The sequence below is a fragment of the Neorhizobium galegae bv. orientalis str. HAMBI 540 genome (assembly GCF_000731315.1).
Taxonomy (GTDB): Bacteria; Pseudomonadota; Alphaproteobacteria; order Rhizobiales; family Rhizobiaceae; genus Neorhizobium; species Neorhizobium galegae.
In genome coordinates, this window is record NZ_HG938353.1 from 3,376,712 (window position 1) to 3,395,998 (window position 19,287).

The 19,287-nt window shown below is 62.9% G+C and carries 16 protein-coding genes; 5 read left to right on the plus strand and 11 right to left on the minus strand.

Translation table 11 applies throughout. From position 1 onward, the window contains the following. Nucleotides 1–13: 13 nt before the first annotated feature. From RG540_RS16700 to RG540_RS16710, 3 genes are all read right to left on the minus strand, one after another. Nucleotides 14–847 (minus strand): helix-turn-helix domain-containing protein, encoded by an 834-nt coding sequence (locus RG540_RS16700; protein WP_046599975.1) that lies wholly within the window; start codon nt 845–847, stop codon nt 14–16. Continuing rightward, a complete protein-coding gene (locus RG540_RS16705; protein ID WP_038590194.1) occupies nt 844–1,209 on the minus strand; it encodes a nuclear transport factor 2 family protein in 366 nt (121 codons plus the stop codon). The genes RG540_RS16700 and RG540_RS16705 overlap by 4 nt, the downstream gene beginning before the upstream one ends. 90 nt (nt 1,210–1,299) lie before the next feature. Continuing rightward, nucleotides 1,300–1,911 carry a LysE family translocator gene (locus tag RG540_RS16710; RefSeq protein ID WP_038590197.1) on the minus strand — a complete coding sequence of 204 codons (612 nt, stop codon included), beginning with the start codon at nt 1,909–1,911 and terminating at the stop codon, nt 1,300–1,302. A gap of 135 nt (nt 1,912–2,046) precedes the next feature. On the opposite strand from RG540_RS16710, the gene RG540_RS16715 reads away from it, so the two are divergent. Further along, a complete protein-coding gene (locus RG540_RS16715; protein ID WP_038590200.1) occupies nt 2,047–3,192 on the plus strand; it encodes a DSD1 family PLP-dependent enzyme in 1,146 nt (381 codons plus the stop codon). Nucleotides 3,193–3,196: 4 nt separating this feature from the next. Here RG540_RS16715 and RG540_RS16720 read toward each other — a convergent pair whose 3' ends face one another. From RG540_RS16720 to RG540_RS16740, 5 genes are all read right to left on the minus strand, one after another. Continuing rightward, the gene (locus tag RG540_RS16720) at nt 3,197–3,979 is read right to left on the minus strand and encodes an ABC transporter permease (protein WP_038545831.1); all 783 of its coding nucleotides are present in this window, start codon (nt 3,977–3,979) and stop codon (nt 3,197–3,199) included. Between the two features lie 4 nt (nt 3,980–3,983). Beyond that, a complete protein-coding gene (locus tag RG540_RS16725; RefSeq protein ID WP_038590203.1) occupies nt 3,984–4,841 on the minus strand; it encodes an ABC transporter permease in 858 nt (285 codons plus the stop codon). Then, nucleotides 4,838–5,881: an ABC transporter ATP-binding protein gene (locus RG540_RS16730; protein WP_038590207.1), complete on the minus strand. Its 1,044-nt coding sequence runs from the start codon at nt 5,879–5,881 to the stop codon at nt 4,838–4,840. Before RG540_RS16730 ends, RG540_RS16725 begins: the two co-directional genes overlap by 4 nt. A 90-nt stretch (nt 5,882–5,971) precedes the next feature. Next, the gene (locus RG540_RS16735; protein WP_038590210.1) at nt 5,972–7,009 is read right to left on the minus strand and encodes an ABC transporter substrate-binding protein; all 1,038 of its coding nucleotides are present in this window, start codon (nt 7,007–7,009) and stop codon (nt 5,972–5,974) included. A gap of 80 nt (nt 7,010–7,089) precedes the next feature. Continuing rightward, complete coding sequence (locus RG540_RS16740; RefSeq protein ID WP_038590213.1) at nt 7,090–8,064, minus strand: isopenicillin N synthase family dioxygenase; 975 nt, start codon at nt 8,062–8,064, stop codon at nt 7,090–7,092. A gap of 116 nt (nt 8,065–8,180) precedes the next feature. On the opposite strand from RG540_RS16740, the gene RG540_RS16745 reads away from it, so the two are divergent. The 4 genes from RG540_RS16745 to RG540_RS16760 are packed head-to-tail and all read left to right on the plus strand — an operon-like array spanning nt 8,181 to nt 13,217. Continuing rightward, a complete protein-coding gene (locus RG540_RS16745; RefSeq protein ID WP_038590216.1) occupies nt 8,181–9,290 on the plus strand; it encodes a carbohydrate kinase in 1,110 nt (369 codons plus the stop codon). A gap of 37 nt (nt 9,291–9,327) precedes the next feature. Beyond that, nucleotides 9,328–10,257, plus strand: coding sequence for a pseudouridine-5'-phosphate glycosidase (locus RG540_RS16750; protein WP_038590219.1), 930 nt, complete (start codon nt 9,328–9,330; stop codon nt 10,255–10,257). A 22-nt stretch (nt 10,258–10,279) separates the two neighbouring features. Continuing rightward, on the plus strand, nt 10,280–11,089 hold the full coding sequence (locus RG540_RS16755) for an enoyl-CoA hydratase/isomerase family protein (protein ID WP_038590221.1): 810 nt from the start codon (nt 10,280–10,282) through the stop codon (nt 11,087–11,089). A 28-nt stretch (nt 11,090–11,117) separates the two neighbouring features. After that, nucleotides 11,118–13,217, plus strand: a complete 2,100-nt coding sequence (locus RG540_RS16760) for an acetate--CoA ligase family protein (protein ID WP_244446576.1) — start codon at nt 11,118–11,120, stop codon at nt 13,215–13,217. Here the strand turns inward: RG540_RS16760 and RG540_RS16765 are convergent, their stop codons facing one another. Genes RG540_RS16765 through RG540_RS16775 form a run of 3 tightly spaced genes read right to left on the minus strand, consistent with a single transcriptional unit; the run spans nt 13,218 to nt 19,112 of the window. After that, nucleotides 13,218–14,195, minus strand: coding sequence for a nucleoside hydrolase (locus RG540_RS16765; protein WP_038590229.1), 978 nt, complete (start codon nt 14,193–14,195; stop codon nt 13,218–13,220). Nucleotides 14,196–14,222: 27 nt separating this feature from the next. After that, the gene (locus tag RG540_RS16770) at nt 14,223–17,699 is read right to left on the minus strand and encodes an indolepyruvate ferredoxin oxidoreductase family protein (protein ID WP_038590232.1); all 3,477 of its coding nucleotides are present in this window, start codon (nt 17,697–17,699) and stop codon (nt 14,223–14,225) included. Beyond that, nucleotides 17,700–19,112, minus strand: coding sequence for an FAD-binding oxidoreductase (locus tag RG540_RS16775; RefSeq protein ID WP_038590235.1), 1,413 nt, complete (start codon nt 19,110–19,112; stop codon nt 17,700–17,702). Between the last annotated feature and the right edge of the window lie 175 nt (nt 19,113–19,287).

Genomic DNA, 19,287 nt, shown 5'->3' on the forward strand with positions numbered 1-19,287 from the left:
CCGCTGATCGAAGCTAAGCTTCAACTGTCGCTTTCCACGGCCCGGCCTTTGTCATCTGACGCAGAAGCCGAGCCGTTTCGTCATTGGCGGGAAAGAAGGATTCGACTGCCAGTTCCGACAGCGTCACATCCACCGGGGTTCCGAAGACCGTCGTCGTCGAGATGAAGGACAGCAATCCCGCCTCGGTCCGCAGATCCATCGGCACGGCGATGCCCGCATAGTCATGCTTCGCCGCCGCTTTCGACGTATCTTCCGGCACCGGATAACCGGAAAGTTCTTCCAGCAACGCCCTGAGAACGCGATCGCCCGTCGCGGCGATCTGCTGGCGGAGCCGCTCGAGCAGATGACTGCGCCATTCGACAAGATTGGCGATGTGAGGCGCAAGACCCTGCGGATGCAGGCTGAGCCGCAGCACGTTCACCGGCCCCTCGATCAGCGACCGGTCGGCGACACCAGCAAGCAGCGGCGCCACCGCGGCATTGGCGGCCACCAATGTCCAGTGCCGATCGATCGCGAGTGCGGGGAATGGCTCGTGGCCCTTCAGCACCATATCGATCGCCCGCCGCGCCGGCTGAAGTGCCGGATCGTCGAGTTTGCGCTCGGCAAACACCGGCGCGAAACCGGCGGCGAGCAGCATCGGGTTGCGCTCGCGGAGCGGCACTTCAAGCCGCTCCGCGAGATGCAGCAGCATGTCGCGGCTGGGGGCCGCCCGCCCGCTTTCGATGAAGCTCAGATGACGCTGCGAGATATCGGCCTCCAACGCCAGGTCGAGCTGGCTCATCCGCCGGCGGCGGCGCCATTCGCGCAGGAAATCACCGAGGGGACGGGCGGGTGCGAGGGTCGTCATGCGGCTGCCGGGACCTGGTCGAGGAAACCGCAGACCGACTTCAGCCGGCCGTTTTCCAGGACCGCGAAATCCGTGCCCTTGATCAGCACCTCGCCATCCACGGGGCCGAGCCCCCAGGAAAAGCGCAGATTGTCGTCGTAGCCGTCGGGCGTGCCGAGCAACGTGAAGCGGAAACCCGGAAACCGCGCCTGGGCGCCTTCGACCAGGCGATCGACGCCCTCATGGCCCTCGCCGCGCATCAGCGGGTCGACGTAAAGCCCGTCTTCCGCCCAGGTCTCGGCGATCATCGCCTTGCGGCGAACGGCATCCGTTTCGTTCCAGATGGCGAGATAACGTTCGGCATTGGTGTTCGCATCGGTCATGTCTTTTCTCCTTGAAATCGCCCTGCTCGTTGCAGGCAGGGCGAACATGCCGGAGCGGCTGCATCGTCTCAATTACGCGGCAGGTAATAACTATCGCGCCGAAAGCGCAAGCCTCGCGCCGAGCACCACGAAGGCGCCGGCGAAGATACGGCGCATCCAGGCAAGGATATTCGGCCGCGAGATGATGTGACTGCGCACCGAGGCGGCAAACAGCCCGTAGAGGACGAAGACGCCGAAGGTCATCAGCATGAAGACGAGGCTGAGCTCGGTCATGCGCAGAACCGGCGCGATTTCGTCCTGTCTGACGAACTGCGGCAGGAAGGCGAAGAAGAAGATCGACAGTTTCGGGTTGAGAAGATTGGCAAGAATCGCCGAGACGATGACTTGGCCAACGGATTTCGGCGTCCGGTCCGCCTCCACCGTCAGCGCCCCTTTTTCCTTCAGGACCTGCCAGGCCATGAACAGCAGATAGGCGACGCCGAGATATTTGATGATCTCGAAGGCCAATGCGCTGGCATGCAGCAGTGCTGCAAGGCCGGATACTGCCGCTATCATGTGCGGCAGGATGCCGAGCGTACAGCCGAGCGCGGCAACGAGGCTTGCTCGCGCGCCTCGCGACAGGCCGGCGGCGAGCGTGATCAGCACGCCGGTACCGGGCGATGCGACGACGATAAAGGAGGTAATTAGGAATTCCGGGCTCATGGGCGATCCTTTCGAGATGTTTTCCCACAGCTATCGGAGAGAGCCGCATCGATCTTGAACGAAATTGCAGGCGGACGATTGCCTGGATGCGGCGGCGAACCTATCGTCGCGCCATCTGATTGCGGACCCGACCTCATGACCTACGACGACATCGACATCGGCTATGACGTACCGGCCGCCATCGGCGATAATATCGCCGACATCCAGACGCCGGCGCTGATCATCGATCTCGACGCCTTCGAGCGGAATGTCGCGCGGATGAAGGATCATGCCGAGGCGATGGGGGTCCGGCTTCGCCCGCATGCCAAGACCCACAAGTCCGCGGACGTGGCGCTGTACCAGATGGCAAGCGGCGGCGCTGTCGGCGTCTGCTGCCAGAAGATATCCGAAGCGGAAGCGCTGGTGCGCGGCGGCGTCACCGACGTGCTCATCGCCAACGAGGTCGCCGATCCGAAAAAGATCGACCGGCTGGCGTGGCTCGCAGAGAGCGCCCATGTCTCCGTCTGCGTCGATGATCCCACCGTCGTTGCGGCACTTTCGGAAGCGGCGGCCCTGCATGGCGTCACGCTCGACGTGCTGGTGGAGATCGATTGCGGCGCCCGTCGCTGCGGCGTGTTGCCCGGCGCACCGGCCGTCGAACTCGCAAAGGCGGTCGCCGCCGCGCCGAACCTCGCCTTCACCGGCATCCAAGCCTATCACGGCAGCGCCCAGCATATCTACGATCCGGTGGAGCGCCGCGCCGCGATCGACAAGGCGATCGGCATGGCGCGGGAGACGGCGGACCTGCTGCGCGATGCGGGGCTGGAGCCAGCGATCGTCACCGGTGCGGGAACAGGCACCCACGATCTCGAAGGTGCCTCCGGCGTTTACAATGAAATCCAGCCCGGCTCCTACATTTTCATGGATGCGGATTACGCCCGCGTCCGCTCGACCGAAGGCAACGGCACCATCGGCGGTTTCGAACATGCGCTGTTCGTGCTGACCTCGATCATGAGTAAGCCGGCCTCCGGCCGCGCCATCTGCGATGCGGGCCTGAAAGCGCACTCGATCGACAGCGGCCTGCCGACGGTGTTCGAACGCCCCGACCTCACATTCGCCAGCGCATCGGACGAGCACGGCAAGATCGAGGACCCGCAGGACACACTGACGCTCAACGACCGGCTGCGCCTCGTGCCGGGTCACTGCGACCCGACCTGCAATCTCTACGACTGGTATGTCTGTGTGCGAAACGGCCGCGTCGAGGCGCTCTGGCCGGTCACCGCCCGCGGCAAGCTTTATTGACCGCCTAAAAGCGGTGGATGCGCAGGCCCAGCACCTTTTCCGAGATGACCACCACCGCCATCGTCAGCACGATCGAGCAGGTCGAGACGGCCGCCGCTTCCGGCGTGAAGTTGGTGCGCAGGTAATCGAACAGTTGGATCGGCAGCGTCGACATGCCAACCCCTTTCAGCATGAAGGAAATGGTAAAGACGTCGAACGAAATGATGAAGGCGAACAGGCAGCCGCCGATGACGCCAGGCTTGATCAGCGGCAGCATGATCCGCCGGAAGCGGGTGAACCGCCCTGCCCCCAGGCTCTGCGCCGCAAGGCTCCAGGCCGGATCATAGCTCTCCATCGAGGCCGAGACGTTGATGAACACGAAGGGCAGCGTGATCAGCACGTGGCCGACGATCATGCCGACAAGGTTCTGCGTGCCGAGGCCGACCGAATAGACGAAGAACAGCAGCGAGATTGCCGTCAGCACTTCCGGCAGCAGCAACGGCGCCAGCATGGCGACCCGCACCGTTTCCTTGAGCTTGCCGGCATGCGTCACGTAGAACATCGCCGCCATCGTTCCGATGATGCCGGAGATCACCATGGTGAGCGTTGCAATCCACAGCGATGTGCGGATCGCCCGCATGAACACCTCGTTGTTGAAGAAAACCAGATACCAGCGGAAGGAAAGCCCCTGCGGCGGGAAGGTGAGGAAAGCCCCGGCATTGAAGGAAGCGATCACCACGACTGCAATCGGCGCCAGCAGGAAAGCGTAGATAATCAGGCAATAGACGGTGAAGAAGGGTTTCGACATGTCTCTATGCCTTCCATTTCATGACGGTCAGCCGCCCGAAAATGACGACGAAGATCGCACCGGTGACCGACAGCATCAGCGCCAGCGCCGAACCGAACGGCCACTGGAACGTATCGATCAGCGCATCCACCACCGTCACCGCCATGGTCTTGACGCGCAAGCCGCCGATCAGCGACGGCGTCACATAGGCGCTGAGCGACAGGACGAAGACGAGGATGCAGCCGGCCTGGATGCCCGGCAGCGACAGCGGCAGGGTGATGCGCCGGAAGGAGGTGACCTTCGACGCCCCAAGCGAGCGGGCCGCCGCTTCGAGCGACGGATCGATGCCCTGGATGGCGCTCATGATCGGCAGGATCATGAAGGGCAGGAAGACATGCACTAGCGCGATGATGATGCCGAGCGCGTTGTACATCAGCGGCAGCGGCCCATCGATCAGCCCCCAGCCGGTCAGTGTGCGGTTGATGATGCCGTTATTGCCGAGCAGGATCGTCCAGCCATAACTGCGGATGACGATGCCGACGAGTAGTGGCGAAAGCACCAGCGCATAACCCAGCGCGCGAAAAGCCGAGGCCCCGCGCGCCAGCTGCAAGGCGACGGGATAACCGAGAACGAGGCAGATGAAGGTCGTCAGGAAACCGATCCACAGCGTGTTGATCACCTGTTGGACATAGAAGAAGTCCGAGAAGAACTTGCCGTAATTGCCAAGCGTGAAGCCCGGCCCATAGGGCGTGCCTTGCCCCGGCATACGGAAGCTCATGACGACGATATTGAGATAGGGCAGCACGAGGAACACGCCGAGCAGGATCGCAGCGGGGGCGATCAGCAGCAGCGGTTCGAACCTTTTTCTGGGCGGGACAATCATGCCACGGTCCCTAGTGGCCAGAACCGATCGGCCGGCGCATGCACCAGCACCTGGTCGCCATCGGCAAACCGGGTGCGTGGAAACGTCTGGACGTTGACGACAGCGCCGGTCGCAAGCTCCAGCCGGTAGTCGACGAGACTGCCGGAATAGTAGCTGGAGAGAACCTTTGCCGGCGCGCCGGTCGCACCTGAGTTGATCGGCAGCAGCTCGACCGCTTCTGGGCGCAGAGCCAGCATCAGCTCGGCACCATCGGCGAAATCTCCGTTTACCGGCACGTCGCCGAAGGCTGTCGAAACGACGCGGTTGCCGACCTTGCCGCGGATGATGTTCACCTGGCCGACGAACTCGGCGACTTCCAGATTGGCAGGCCGCTCGTAGATATCCGATGGCGTGCCGATCTGGGCGATACGGCCGCCGAACATCACCACGACCCGGTCGGACATGGTCATCGCCTCGGCCTGGTCGTGGGTGACGTAGACCGTGGTAATGCCGACGCGGCGCTGCAGGTCGCGGATGAAGACACGCATCTCCTCGCGCAGCTTGGCGTCGAGATTGGCGAGCGGTTCGTCGAGCAGCAGGATCTTCGGCTCGATGACCAGAGCGCGGGCAAGCGCCACGCGCTGCTGCTGGCCGCCGGAAAGCTGGCGCGGATAACGCTCCGAATAACCGGTGAGCTGCACCATATCCAGCACCTTGGCGATGCGGGTGCGGATCTCGTCCTTTGGAAGCTTCCGCATCTCGAGCCCGAAAGCGAGGTTCTTTTCGACCGTCATATGCGGAAAGAGGGCATAGTTCTGGAAGACCATGCCGATATCGCGCTTTTCGACCGGCACATGCACGACGTCGCGGCCGTCGAAGCGGATCGCCCCTGCGGTCGCGTCCTCGAAACCGGCGATCATCTTCAGCGTCGTCGTCTTGCCGCAACCGGACGGCCCGAGCAGCGAGATGAACTCACCCTCGGCGATCCTGATCGAAATGCTGTTGACCGCAGGACCCTGCCCGTAGTCCTTGGTCAGCTTTTCGATGCTAACCTCTGTCATGAAATTCTACTTTCCAATTGAAGTGCCTGACCCGAAAAAAGCCGATCATGGCCTGCCTTTGAACGCAGACCATGATCGCAGTGGGGGAAATCACTTGATGGTCTTCGCCCAGCGTTCGGCAAGCTCGCCCTGCTTTTCGTTGACGAAGTTCCAGTCCCAGGTGAGGATCTTGTCCATGTCGGCGCCGGAAACCGGCACGTCCACCTTGAGATCGGCCGGCACGACCACCTTGGAATTGGTCGGCGAGATGAAGAACTCCTTCATCATCATCCCCTGCACTTCCGGCGACAACAGGAAGTTAGCGTATTGGTAGGCCAACTCCTTTTCCGGAGCATTGGCGAGGATGTTGATGGTCTGGTCGAACATGAACATCCCTTCCTCCGGGATCACACAGTCGACCGGCAGACCCTGGCGGCGAAGACGGGCGATTTCGCCGAAGTCGAAGGGTGCGACGACAATTTCGCCGGAGGCCAGGCCGGTCGACATGTTGAAGTCCACCTGGATCACCGAGCCGAGCTTCTGGAGCGCCGCAAAACCGGCATCGACGTCATACTGGTCCTTGCCGAAGATCTTCGAAAACAGCAGCAGTTCCATCTTGCCGGCGCTGTTGGCGAAGTTGTAGAGGCCGATCTTGCCCTTGAATTCCGGGTTGTTCCAAAGGTCCTTCCAGGACTTCGGCTTGGTCTTCACGAGGTCCGTGCGGTAGCCGATGCCGATCGGCGAAACGGCGCCGATCGCGCCCCAGCCATCGGTTTTTTTGGCGAGCGGATAAAGATCGTTGTAGTTCGAGAGTTTGGTGAGATCGAGCTTCTCGAAGAAGCCTTCCTTGCGCAGGCCGGACGCGAAAACCTCGTTGGTCATCACCATCGAATAGGGCGGCTTCGCAGCGCCCGCCGCCCGTAGGTTGGCGCCCCAGACGCGGCCGTTGCCGACGTCGAGGGTCACGGCGGCGCCGGTCTGCTTGGTGAAGGCGGGACCGACGGTCGAACGCCAGTATTGTTCCCACACCCCGCCGAGCGTCGGCACGACCAGCGTCTTCTGCTGAGCCCGCGCCGGAAGGCCGAAAAGTCCCGCCGCAGTGAGCGCACTCATTCCGGCAAGCGTTTGCCGCCTTGTCAAATCCATCATGTTCAGTTCCCCTTGTTGCGGTCTTTCGAGACCTTGCTGTGCCGGCGGTTCTCCGCTTCTGCGCACGAAATTGGTCGGTATCAGCCTTTCGAAAAGGCCTGTTTCGTCTTCAGGTCGATGTATTCGCCATAGGTGATCGGCTCATATTTGGCACCACCTTTTACGAACGGGGCCAGGCACTCGATCACCGTATCCTTGGACGGGTTGAGGAAGAATGGGATCGACTGACGACGCGCCGTGCCCTTGAAACCGGTCGGTGGATTGGCGACGCGGTGTGGCGTTGAGACCCATTCGTCATTCGTCCACCGCATGAAGGCATCGGCGATGTTGATCACATAAGCGCCCTCGATCGACGGGGCGTCCAGCCAGTCGCCGTTGCGGTTGCGCACCTGCAGCCCACCGGCCGAGGCCTCCGAGCGCAGGATCGTCATGAAGCCATAGTCGGTATGCACGCCGGCACGCATCTGGCCCGGCAGCGGCGATTCTTCCTGTTCCGGATAGTTGATGACGCGCAGCGCCGAGAGATGGCTTTCGAAAGAGGGCTCGAAATAATCCTGATCGAGCCCGATTGCCTGGCAGAAGATGCGGCGCATGTGCCGGGCCAAGGCTTCCATTTCCTTGAAATAATCGCGAAAGGCCTGCTCCAGGCCGTCCGGCCGGTCCGGCCAGGCGTCGCCGGGAAGGTTCTGGCCGAAGTTCAGGCTTTCCTTGTAGTCGCCGGGCGTCTTGATGCCGAGCGTGGCGGCAAGCGCCTCTTCGGCGATCGGCGAAAACGCGACGCCGCCCATAACGCCGGCGCCGCGGCCTTGGGTCTTCTTCCAGTCCTGCGGGTAATCAAAGAAGGCGCGGGCGAGATTGTAGAGCCTCGACGTCACCTCGGGCGAAACACCATGGCCGGTCACGAGAAAGAAGCCCGTGTCGCGGCAAGCCCTCTCGATGGCTTTGACGACGGCGGCGGCACCTGCTTCGTTTCGGATGAAGGAGCCGACATCGATCACCGGAATGCCGGGGACGGCATCATTGGATGACGCTGGATTGGCGCTCGAAACGGACATGCCTTCCTCCAATTCACATCTGACAAACAGATGTTGACAAAAACATCTGTTGTTGTCCATAACAAAATTACCGAAGTTGCAACGTGGTTCTCGCCCCAAAGGACGATCGACTGAACATGGATGACCTTGCGCCACAGGAAGCGGCCGTCCTGGCAATCATCAAGGACAACCCGTTCGCGGGCCAGCAGGAGATCGCCACCATGCTCGGGCTGGCGCGCTCGACGGTCGCCGCCCACATCGTCCAGTTGATGCAGAAGGGTTATATTCTCGGCCGCGGTTATGTGATGCCCGCCGAAACCCGCGCAGTCTGCATCGGCGGCGCCGTGCTCGACCGCAAATACCGCGCCAAGCAGGAATTCGTCTTCGAGACTTCGAACCCGGTCGACGGCGTGCGCAGCCTAGGCGGCGTTGCCCGCAACGTCGCTGAAAACCTCGCCCTTCTCGGCACCACGACCAGTTTCGTCTCGATCGTCGGTGACGACGAAGGCGGCCGCGCGGTGGTAAAGCACATGCGCGACCGTGGCATCGACGTCAGCCAGATCATCACCACCACCGAGCGCCCGACGGCGGAATATGCCGCCATCCTCGACACCAAGGGCGACCTCGTCCTCGGCATTGCCGACATGAGCATTTTCGACCTGCTGCTGCCCAGCCATATCGAGCGCATCTGGCCGCATCTCGCCGCCGCAAGCTGGGTATTTTCCGACTGCAACCTGCCGGCCGAGACGCTTTCGGCTCTGATCGCCAAACGACAGGGCGCCCGTTTCCGGCTGGCGATCGACGCGGTCTCGACACCCAAGGCAGCCCGCCTGCCAAAAGATCTCACCGGCGTCGATCTGCTGTTCATGAACATTGACGAAGCAAACGCGATCCTTGGCCGCAACGCGCATGAGACGATCGACGACGCCAAGGACGCGGCGCTTGCCCTGCAGGCCGCCGGCGCCCGCGAGGCGGTCGTTACCATGGGTCCGCGCGGCATTGCGATCGCCGGCACCGAGGGCGCCCGCACGTTTCCGGCGGTCCACGCCCGGCCAGTCGATATCACCGGCGCAGGCGACGCGATGATCGCCGGAACGCTGCACCGGATCCTGCACGGCGAGGACACCTACAATGCGGCCCGCACCGGCGCGCTGCTCGGCACGCTGACCACCGAAAGCACCGCAAGCGTCCATACGGACCTGTCCGAACGCTTCCTGGAAGCCAATATGCACCGATTGGCCGGCTGACCTTCGGCTGGTCGAAAACGATTTAAGGAATACCGAAATGGCCCTCATCAAACCGAAGCTGAGCCGCGAAGTGGCAGAAACGATAGCAGCCGGCGGCCCGGTCGTGGCGCTGGAATCGACGATCATCACCCATGGCATGCCCTACCCGGCCAATCTCGAAACCGCACTCGGCGTCGAGGCGGTGATCCGCAAGAACGGCGCGATCCCGGCGACAATCGCCGTCGTCAACGGCGAGCTGCGCGTCGGCCTCGAACATAGCGAACTGGAAGAACTGGCCCAGGCCAAGGGCGTTGTGAAGGCATCCGGCCGCGACCTCGCCGTCGCCATGGTACGCGGCCAGTCTGCCGGCACGACGGTTTCCGCCACCATGCTGATGGCCGATCTCGCCGGCATCGACATTTTCGCGACCGGCGGCGTCGGCGGCGTACACCGCGGCGCCGAACAGACCTTCGACATCTCCGCCGACCTGACCGAACTCGGCCGCACCAAGACGGCAGTCGTCTGCGCCGGGGTAAAGTCGATCCTCGATATCGCCAAGACGCTGGAATATCTCGAAACCCAGCGCGTGCCGGTGATCGCCTATGGCACCGACGATTTCCCCGCCTTCTTCACCCGCAAGAGCGGCTTCAAGGCCGACCACCGGCTCGATACGGCTGAAGAGATCGCCAAGGCCATGTATCTGCACCACCAGCTTGGCACCGGCACCGGTCTCTTGATCGCCAACCCTATCCCTGAAGCGGCGGCCCTGACGCCGGAATTCATCGACGGAACGATCGCGGACGCCGTGCGCGAGGCGGAAGAGCGCGGCATCGGCCGGAAGGAGCTGACGCCCTTCCTGCTCGCCCGTATCAACGAGCTTTCCAAGGGCGAGAGCCTCAAGGCCAATATCGAGCTGGTGAAGAACAACGCGCGTCTCGCCGCGAAGATGGCCGTCGCCTACGCGGCGCTGAAGAAGGCCGGCAAATAGTTCAAGAACAAGGGGAACTGCCATGAGCTACGAGACGATCCTTTACGAGAAGGATACCACCGACAAGTTCGCGACGATCACCATCAATCGCCCCGACAAGATGAACGCGATGAACAAGACGGTGATCCGCGAGATCGACGCGGCGGTTGCCGCAGCCGTCGCCGACCCGGACGTCAATGCGCTCGTCATCACTGGCGCCGGCCGAGCCTTCTCTTCCGGCTACGACCTGCAGGGCGGCGATTTCGATGTCGACATCGATTTCTGGCGCGCGGACATGTCGGAAAATGCCGAAGCCCTGCTCAACATCTGGCGCGCCCCGATCCCCGTCATTGCGTCAGTCAACGGTTACGCCCTTGCCGGCGCGCTCGAGCTGATGATGTGCTGCGATCTGGCGATCGCCGCCGACAACGCCAAGTTCGGCGAACCGGAAGTGCGCCACAATTCCGGCCCGCCGGCGCTGATGATGCCCTGGCTGCTCGCCACCCGCGACGTGCGCTGGCTGATGTTCACCGGAGACATGGTGGATGCCCAAGAGGCGCTGCGCATGCACCTGATCAACAAGGTGGTGCCAGCCGATCAGCTTAAGGAAAAGACCGAGAACCTCGCCCGCAAGCTTGCCCGTATGCCGGTGCCGGCGCTGAGATACACCAAGGCTTCGATCAACAATCAGCAGATGGTTGCCGGGCTGATGCCGTCGTTCCAGTACAATATCGAAGCGATTGCCGCCCTCCACGTCACCCGGCAGGGCCGCGAATGGATGGCAAACCTCGCCAAGATGTCGCTGAAGGAATATCTCGCCTTCCGTGACGACCCCTTCAAGGGCCTCGACTGAGGTTTTGGCCATGGCGGCCAACACGCCCATGAACGCAAAAGCAGCGATGCGGGCCCTGATGGCGCCGCGCTCCGTCGCAGTCGTCGGCGCCACCGAGCGCGCCGACGCCTCCTCCAGCTACGTGATGAAGAACCTGATGCGCTTCGGCTACCAGGGACAGATCATTCCGGTGCATCCGAAGGCCGGGACAATCTTCGGGCTTCCCGCCTCGCACTCCCTCTCGGCACTGGCCAATGCACCCGATGTCGCGGTGATCGGCATCGCCGCCGACAAGGTGATCGCGGCCCTTGAAGAGGCCGGCAGCACCGGCGTCAAGGCGGCGGTCGTGCTGGCCTCCGGTTTCGCCGAACTGGACGAACCTGGCCGCGAACGCCAGCGGCAATTGGTCGAAATTGCAGAGCGTTACGGCATGGCGATCTGCGGCCCGAACTGCCTTGGCCTCTTCAATCTCGGCTCGGGCGCCGCCCTCTATTCCTCCAGCCTCTCGACCAATCTCGAAAATGGCCGCTTCGCGATCCTCTCGCATTCCGGGGCCAGTGCGATCGCCCTCGGCAATACCGGCCGATTTGGCCTCAGCCACGTCGTCTCCTCCGGCAACAGCGCCGCGACCGATATTCCCGACTATCTCGAATTCCTCGCGACGGATGATCAGACCAGCGCCGTTGGCATCGTCATCGAGGCCATTCGCGAGCCGGAAAAACTCGCGGCCGCGATGGAGAAGATGCATGCGGCCAACAAGCCGGTGATCGCCCTTCGCGCCGGCCGCTCGGAACGCGGTGCCCGGGCGACCGCCGCCCATACCGGTTCGCTCGCCGGCAGCAATGACGCCTACCGCGCCTTCTTCCGCCGGACCGGCATTATCGAAGTGGCGGACATGGACGGCTTCATGGAGACGGCTACGCTTTGCCTGGACCTGAAGAACCGACCCACTAAGCCGGGCGTCGCGATCATCGGCGTTTCCGGCGGCGGTGTGGCACATGTCTCCGATATCGCCGACGAGGTCGGCCTCTCGCTGCCCGATTTGCAGCCCGAAACGGTCGCACGGTTAGAGGCGCTGCTGCCGCCCTTCGCCACACCCCAGAACCCGCTCGACACGACTGGCGTCGTCTTCGCGGACAGCAAGATCTACCAGGATGTCCTGCACGCGCTCGCCGACGATGCTTCGGTCGGCCTGATCGTCGCTACGCAGGACGCACCCGCTGGTCTCGACGATTTCTGCGCCTCCGAATATCTCGGCATTGCTGAGGCGGTTTCCGATTATGCCTGGACGGGTAAGGTGCCGGTCGTATTCATGAGCAACCTCTCCTCCGGCCATCACCCGGATGTCGAGGCGAAGCTTTCGAATGTGCCTGTGCTACGCGGCACGAAAAGCGCGCTGACGGCCGTTCGCAGCCTGATCACTCGGAGCAGGGTTGTTTCCTGGCCCGACAAGGTGGCGGCGACAAAGAAGAATCTCCTCGCGGGTGCTTTGACCGAGCGCGAGGCCAAACAACTGCTCGCCGCGGAAGGACTGCCGGTTCCCAGGGAACAATTCGTCACCAGCGCCGATGCCGCCGCCGAAGCAGCAAAGCAGCTCGGCTTCCCGGTCGTCATGAAGATCGAGTCGCCGGATATCTTGCACAAGACCGAAGCGGGCGGCGTGAAACTTGGAATCGGCTCGGAGACCGAAGCTCGCACCGCCTTCGACGCCATCATGGCAAGCGCCCGCGCCTACGCCCCGAATGCGGATCTGCGCGGCGTCTCGGTGCAGGAAATGGTGACGGGCGGTGTCGAGGCACTGGTCGGCCTCGTGCGCCACGAACCCTTCGGTTTCGGCCTCGTCGTCGGCATCGGCGGAGTGCTGGTTGAACTGGTGAAGGACAGCGCCTTCGACCTCCTGCCGATCGACCTTGCCCGCGCCGAGGCGATGATCGGCGAGACCAAACTGGCATCGCTGCTGGAAGGCTATCGCGGCGCGCCGAAGACGGATCGCAGCGCCCTCGCCGAGCTGCTGGTCGGGCTCTCAGAGTTCGCCGCGCAATACGGCGACGACATCGAGGCGATCGATCTCAATCCGGTAGCGGTCTTGCCCGACGGCAAAGGCGTGCGCGTCCTCGACGCGCTGATCATCCCGCGAAAGCGCGACTGATCACACCAGCCGCAGCTTCGGCGGAGCCGCATTCTCCGCGCGACCGAACCATGACAGCCGTTCGGTCAGCAGCGCATAAAAACCGTCGGCGTCGACATCGCGCATGAACATCGCGTTCTTCGGTCGGCCAGAAACGCCCCACCAGTCGGCCACCGTCATGCCCTTGGTCAGTTCGGACTCCGTCTCGATCTCCACATTGCAGAGCCGGCCGGAATAAAGCTCCGGCTTCAGCAGATAGGCAATCACGTTCGGATCGTGCAACGGTCCGCCGTCACTGCCGTATTTCGCCACGTCGAAGCGCTCGAAATAATCGAGCCAGCCGACCACGGCATCCGAAAGCGGTGTGCCGATCGCCTGGATCGCGGCAACGCGGGCGCGGCTTGTCAGCGTCTTGTGGGTGACGTCAAGCGGCATCATCACGATCGGCGCGCCTGAGCCAAACACCACGGCAGCGGCCGGCGGGTCGACATAGATATTGAATTCGGCGGCTGGCGTGATGTTGCCGCCTTCGAACAATCCGCCGCCCATCAGCACGATTTGTCTGATGCGGCCGGCGATCTCAGGCGCCCGGGTCAGCGCCTTGCCGAGGTCGGTGAGCGGCCCGAGCGTACAGACGGTCACGGTGCCTTCCGGTTCGCTCAAGAGCGTCTCGATGATGAAGTCGACACCATGCTGTTCCTGAAGCGGCATGGTCGGCTCGGGCAGGTCGGCGCCATCGAGCCCGGTCGCGCCATGCACGTGTTCGGCGGTGACGAGCGGTCCGGTCATCGGCTGGCTGCAGCCCGCAAAGACCTTGATGTCCGGACGACCCGCGAGTTCGCAGATCTTGCGGATGTTCTTCGTCGTCAGCGACAACGGCACGTTGCCGGCGGCTGCGACGATCCCCAGCACTTCGATTTCCGGACTGGCGAGCGCCAGCAGAATGGCCAGCGCGTCGTCCTGGCCGGGATCGGTGTCGATGATGATCTTTTCTGCCATGCGAAAAACTCTCAGGAACGATGACTGTTACGCGACATGAACGAGCGGCTCCCTCGCCCGCCATTTCGCAAGAAGATCGGTTTTGCGCTTCTCGAACTTGGTTATCGAGGCAAGCTTTACATGGCCGAAACCGCGGACCATTTCCGGCAGACCGGTAAGCTCGACGGCAAGCGCATGATTGCCGATATCGAGCCCGGCCGAAAGCTCGGTCACGAGACCGAAATAGTCCGCGATCAGCTGCCGCTCCATCCGCCGCTCGGCTGTGCGGCCGAAGGGATCAAAAGATGTGCCGCGCAGGAATTTCAGCTTTTCGAGCACCGCGAAGGCGGGTCGGATCCATGCGCCAAAAGCGATCTTCGCCGGATGGCCGGTGCGCTGATCGATCTTCGAGATCATCGGTGGCGCCAGGTGATGCTTGATCTTGAAATCGCCTTCGAACTGCTCGGCAAGCTTCTTTGCAAAACTCCGGTCCCGATGCAGCCGGGCAACTTCGTATTCGTCCTTGTAGGCCATCAGCTTGAAAGCGTTTTTCGCCACCGCCTCGGCAAAACCGATTATGCCGCGCAGCTGCGCCTCGGCCGATTTCGCAATATCCACCAAACCCTTGTAGCGCTCGGCATAGGCGGCATTCTGGTAGTCGATCAGGAAGGTGACACGCTTGGCAACCATCTCCTCCAGCGTCTCGGCCTTCGGCTCCGGCTTCACGAGGCCAGCCGCACGCGCAACGGCCTCTACATCCACCGCCGCCCGACGCCCCCAACCGAAGGCGGCGCGGTTCAGGGCAATACCCGTGCCGTTGAGCTCGATCGCCTTGTCGATGGCGGTAAGGCTGATCGGCACCAGACCGCGCTGCCAGGCATGGCCGAGCAGGAACATGTTCGCAGCAATCGCGTCACCCAGCAGCGCGGTTGCCATATCCGTCGCGGCGACCGTCTCGACGGCATCTTCACCTGCGGCACGGCGCAGAGACTTCAGCGTCGCCTCCTGCCTGAAATCGATCGTCGTATCCTTCACGAAGGAAGCCGTCGGCGCGAAATGGTCGTCGATGACGGCGCGCGTCTTGTTCTTCGCAAACGAGGCAAGCGAATTCTTCTGCGCGGCGACGACGATATCGAAGCCGAGCACGAGGTCGCTTTCACCGGGGCCGACCCGCACGGCATTGATCTGCGCCGGGTCGCGCGCCAGCCGAATGTGTGAGACGACCGATCCATTCTTCTGCGCAAGCCCGGTCTGGTCAAGCGTCACCAGCGACAAGCCATCGAGAAGGGCCGCCTGGGCTAGGATGGCGCTAACGGTGATCACGCCGGTGCCGCCAATGCCGGCGAGCAGCATGCTGTAGGGCGTCTCGAAGGTCGCCGTGAACGTGGGCGGCGGCAGGTCGTCAGTCTTCACCACCTTCGACCTCACCGCCGGCTTGCGGATGCTGCCGCCTTCGACGGTGACGAAGCTCGGACAGAAGCCCTTGATGCAGGAAAGATCCGTATTGCAGCTCGACTGATTGATGCGCCGCTTGCGGCCGAACTCGGTTTCCTGCGGCTCGATCGAGATGCAGTTGGAGACGGCGGAACAGTCGCCGCAGCCTTCGCAGACCAGTTCGTTGATGAAGGCGCGTTTGTCCGAAACCGGATAGGCGCCGCGCTTGCGGCGGCGGCGCTTTTCCGCAGCGCAGACCTGATCGTAGACCAGCACGGTGACGCCGGGAATATCGCGCAGCTCACGCTGCACGGCGTCGAGTTCGTCGCGGTGATGGATGGAAACCTGACGCGGAAGATTGCCCTGCCAGACCTCCGGCCGCTCGGCGACCACCACGACGCGCGCCGCACCTTCCGCCAGCATCTGCCCGACAATGCCCGGCACGGTAACGTCGCCGTCATGCTTCTGGCCGCCGGTCATAGCGACCGCGTCATTGTAGAGAATCTTGTAGGTGGCGTTGACCTTGGCCGCGATCCCGGCGCGGATGGCGAGCAAGCCGGAATGGAAATAGGTGCCGTCGCCCATGTTGACGAAGATATGCTTCTCGTCGGTGAAGGGCGAGAGGCCAATCCACGAGCCGCCCTCGCCGCCCATCTGGGTAAAGGTCGAGGTGTTGCGGTCCTCGTTGCCGATGATCATCATGTGGCAGCCGATGCCGGTCGAGGCGCGGCTGCCCTCCGGCGGGCGGGTCGAGACGCTGTGCGGACAGCCGGAGCAGAAATAGGCCTCACGCTTCAGAGCGGTCGCCTCGACGCCCATGGCGATCGACATTTCCTCCACGAAACGCGCCTTGGCCTGCAGTGTCTCATCGAGATTGCCGAGCCGGGAGAGGATAGCTTTCGCGACCGACAATGTGCCGATCTCGCCGATCGCCTGCAGCAGCGTCGCGCCGTTCTCGCCGGCCTTGCCGAAGACGCGGGGACGCCGCTCAGTGGGCAGGTTGAAAAGCTGCGCCTTGATCTGGTCCTCGAGGATCGAGCGTTTTTCCTCAACCACGAGCAGTTCGTCAATGCGGGAAGCGAACTCCGCGATCCCCTGCGGCTCCAGCGGCCAGACCATCCCGACCTTGTAGAGCGCTATGCCGAGTTCCGCCGCGCGGGTCTCGTTTATGCCGAGCAGCGCCAGAGCGCCCAGAAGATCGAGCCAGGATTTGCCGGTCGAGACGATGCCGAGACGGGCGCGGCCGGTGGTTCCCCAGATCGGGCGGTCCAGCCGGTTGGCGCGGGCAAAGGCCTGCACCGCGAGCATCTTGCGCTCCAGCCGCAGCTCCATCGCATGCGGTCCGTCCGGCCAGCGCAGCGACAAGCCGTCGGGCGCAAAGGTCTCGTCGGGGATAACTATCTGCGGCTTGTCCGGATCGAGATCGACCGTTGCCGAGCATTCGACAATCTCGGTCTGGCACTTGAAGCCGATCCAGGCGCCGGAATAGCGGCTCATCGCAATGCCGAGCAGGCCGTATTCGATATATTCGCCGACACCGGCCGGCGACAGCAGCGGCACCATGGCCGAGATCAGATTGTGCTCGCTCTGGTGCGGCAGGGTGGAGGAAACCGCGCCATGATCGTCGCCGACCAGCAGCAGCACGCCGCCGTTCGGGTTGGTGCCGATCGCATTGGCATGGCGGATCACGTCCATGCTGCGATCGACGCCCGGCCCCTTGCCGTACCACATGCCGAACACGCCGTCGTAACGCACGCCCTGGAACATGCCGGTCTGCTGCGTGCCCCACACGGCTGTCGCCGCCATGTCCTCGTTGAGTCCCGGATGGAATTTTACATGCGCGGCATCGAGAAATTTCTTCGCACGCCCCATCTCCCGGTCGAAACCGGCGAGAGGCGAACCACGGTAACCGGAAACATAACCCGCGGTGTTGAGCCCGCGCGAAAGGTCCCGCTGGCGCTGGATCATCGGCAGGCGCACCAATGCCTGCGTGCCCGACACCAGGATGCGGCCCTTCTCCAGCGTATAGCGGTCGTCGAGGCTGACCTTGCTATCCTTGGGGTTGGTATCCGGCGCGGTATGGATCGACATCTACGCCCGCTCCGCCTGCTGCACGGACACCGGTGCCTCGAAGACCCGGCCGCGATTGAGAATGTAGTTCGGGTCGAAGGCCGTCTTCAGCCGGCGCATCGTGGCGATCTCGGCTTCGCTGCGGGCGTATTTCAGGTATTTCACCTTGTCGGTGCCGATCCCGTGTTCGGCGGAAACCCCGCCGCCGACCGCCTCGATGCCAGAAAATATCGCTTCGGCGACCTTTTTCTCATGATGGCTGAACATGCAGTAATGCAGGTTGCCGTCGCCCAGATGGCCGAAAATATAGGTGCGCGCATCCGGATCAATCTCGTCGACGGCGAGCGCTGCCCTGTCGAGGAATTCCTGCATGCGGGAAAGCGGCACGGAAATATCGAAGCCGATCGTCACCCCATTGCCGAATAGATAGTCGTTGATGCCGTCGCGAATGCCCCAGAGCCCGTTGAACTCGCGCAATGAGTTGGAGAGTACCACGTCCGTGGCGAGCCCATCCTCCAGCGCAGCGGCAAGCGCCGCCTCGAAACGCTCATTGTCCTGATCTGGCGCCTGGCCATGGATTTCGACCATCGCATACATGCCGGCGCCTTTTTCGACCGGCGGACGGATGCCCATGTAATCGACCGTGCCTTCGTAGACATCCGGAAAGATCGCCTCGAACGCGGAGAGCAGGCCGGACAATTCCACCCGCAGCCGCGCCAGCAGATCCTGCGCCGCCTTCAGCGAAGGCATGGCGATGAACGCGTTGCGCTCGATCTGCGGTTTCGGATGCAGTTTCAGGCAGGCGCGGGTCACGACGCCAATCGTGCCTTCGGTGCCGATGAACAGAGGATTGAGATCGTAGCCGGAATTATCCTTCGGCAACCCTTTGAGCGAGGAGAGGATCGTGCCGTCCGGCAGCACCGCTTCCAGGCCCATGACCTGCGCCCGGTACATGCCGTAACGCAGAACCCGGATGCCGCCGGCATTGGTGGCGATATTGCCGCCGACGGTCGCGGTGCCGCGTGCGCCGATATCGACGCCGAAGAACAGGCCGACATCGCTCGCCGCCTGCTGCACCACCTGCAGCGGCGTGCCCGCCTTGACGATCATCGTCTGGGCCGCGACATCGAGCGCCTCGATGCCATTCATCCGTTCGAGCGAGATGGAAATCTCTCCCTGAAGCGGCCGCGAGGATCCGGAAAGTCCGGTACGCCCGCCCTGCACGACGATCGGCTGGCCGAGCTCGTTGGCGGCGGAAAGGATGGCGGAAACATCCTGGGTATCGCGCGGGCGCAGAACGGCGACAGGCCGGGCACCGCGAGCGGTCGCATCGGCGGCATAACCGTCGGAAACCGCATCGCCGATGAGGATCGCAGCGGCATCCAGCCGGTTTTCGAGGCGGGAAAGAAGACGGCTGGCGCGATCAGAGGACAAGGATGGCCTCCCGCGCGTATCCCGCCGTCCGGCCCTGCGCTCCGGCTCCACCGAATGCGATTGCGCCCATTCTCTTGTCCCCTTATTTCTTGGGGCGAGGTTATTCCCATTCCCCTATTTGTCAAACCTATATTTAAAAAGCAGTAGCCATTTTATCCTTCTCATGGCATCACTA

What these genes read in the sequence shown, in the direction of transcription:
- RG540_RS16760 (WP_244446576.1), top strand. Translation starts at nt 11,118, where the DNA reads ATGAACGCAAAAGCAGCGATGCGGGCCCTGATGGCGCCGCGCTCCGTC.
- RG540_RS16735 (WP_038590210.1), bottom strand. Translation starts at nt 7,009, where the DNA reads ATGATGGATTTGACAAGGCGGCAAACGCTTGCCGGAATGAGTGCGCTC.
- RG540_RS16765 (WP_038590229.1), bottom strand. Translation starts at nt 14,195, where the DNA reads ATGGCAGAAAAGATCATCATCGACACCGATCCCGGCCAGGACGACGCG.
- RG540_RS16720 (WP_038545831.1), bottom strand. Translation starts at nt 3,979, where the DNA reads ATGTCGAAACCCTTCTTCACCGTCTATTGCCTGATTATCTACGCTTTC.
- RG540_RS16730 (WP_038590207.1), bottom strand. Translation starts at nt 5,881, where the DNA reads ATGACAGAGGTTAGCATCGAAAAGCTGACCAAGGACTACGGGCAGGGT.
- RG540_RS16700 (WP_046599975.1), bottom strand. Translation starts at nt 847, where the DNA reads ATGACGACCCTCGCACCCGCCCGTCCCCTCGGTGATTTCCTGCGCGAA.
- RG540_RS16770 (WP_038590232.1), bottom strand. Translation starts at nt 17,699, where the DNA reads ATGTCGATCCATACCGCGCCGGATACCAACCCCAAGGATAGCAAGGTC.
- RG540_RS16755 (WP_038590221.1), top strand. Translation starts at nt 10,280, where the DNA reads ATGAGCTACGAGACGATCCTTTACGAGAAGGATACCACCGACAAGTTC.
- RG540_RS16750 (WP_038590219.1), top strand. Translation starts at nt 9,328, where the DNA reads ATGGCCCTCATCAAACCGAAGCTGAGCCGCGAAGTGGCAGAAACGATA.
- RG540_RS16725 (WP_038590203.1), bottom strand. Translation starts at nt 4,841, where the DNA reads ATGATTGTCCCGCCCAGAAAAAGGTTCGAACCGCTGCTGCTGATCGCC.
- RG540_RS16740 (WP_038590213.1), bottom strand. Translation starts at nt 8,064, where the DNA reads ATGTCCGTTTCGAGCGCCAATCCAGCGTCATCCAATGATGCCGTCCCC.
- RG540_RS16705 (WP_038590194.1), bottom strand. Translation starts at nt 1,209, where the DNA reads ATGACCGATGCGAACACCAATGCCGAACGTTATCTCGCCATCTGGAAC.
- RG540_RS16715 (WP_038590200.1), top strand. Translation starts at nt 2,047, where the DNA reads ATGACCTACGACGACATCGACATCGGCTATGACGTACCGGCCGCCATC.
- RG540_RS16710 (WP_038590197.1), bottom strand. Translation starts at nt 1,911, where the DNA reads ATGAGCCCGGAATTCCTAATTACCTCCTTTATCGTCGTCGCATCGCCC.
- RG540_RS16745 (WP_038590216.1), top strand. Translation starts at nt 8,181, where the DNA reads ATGGATGACCTTGCGCCACAGGAAGCGGCCGTCCTGGCAATCATCAAG.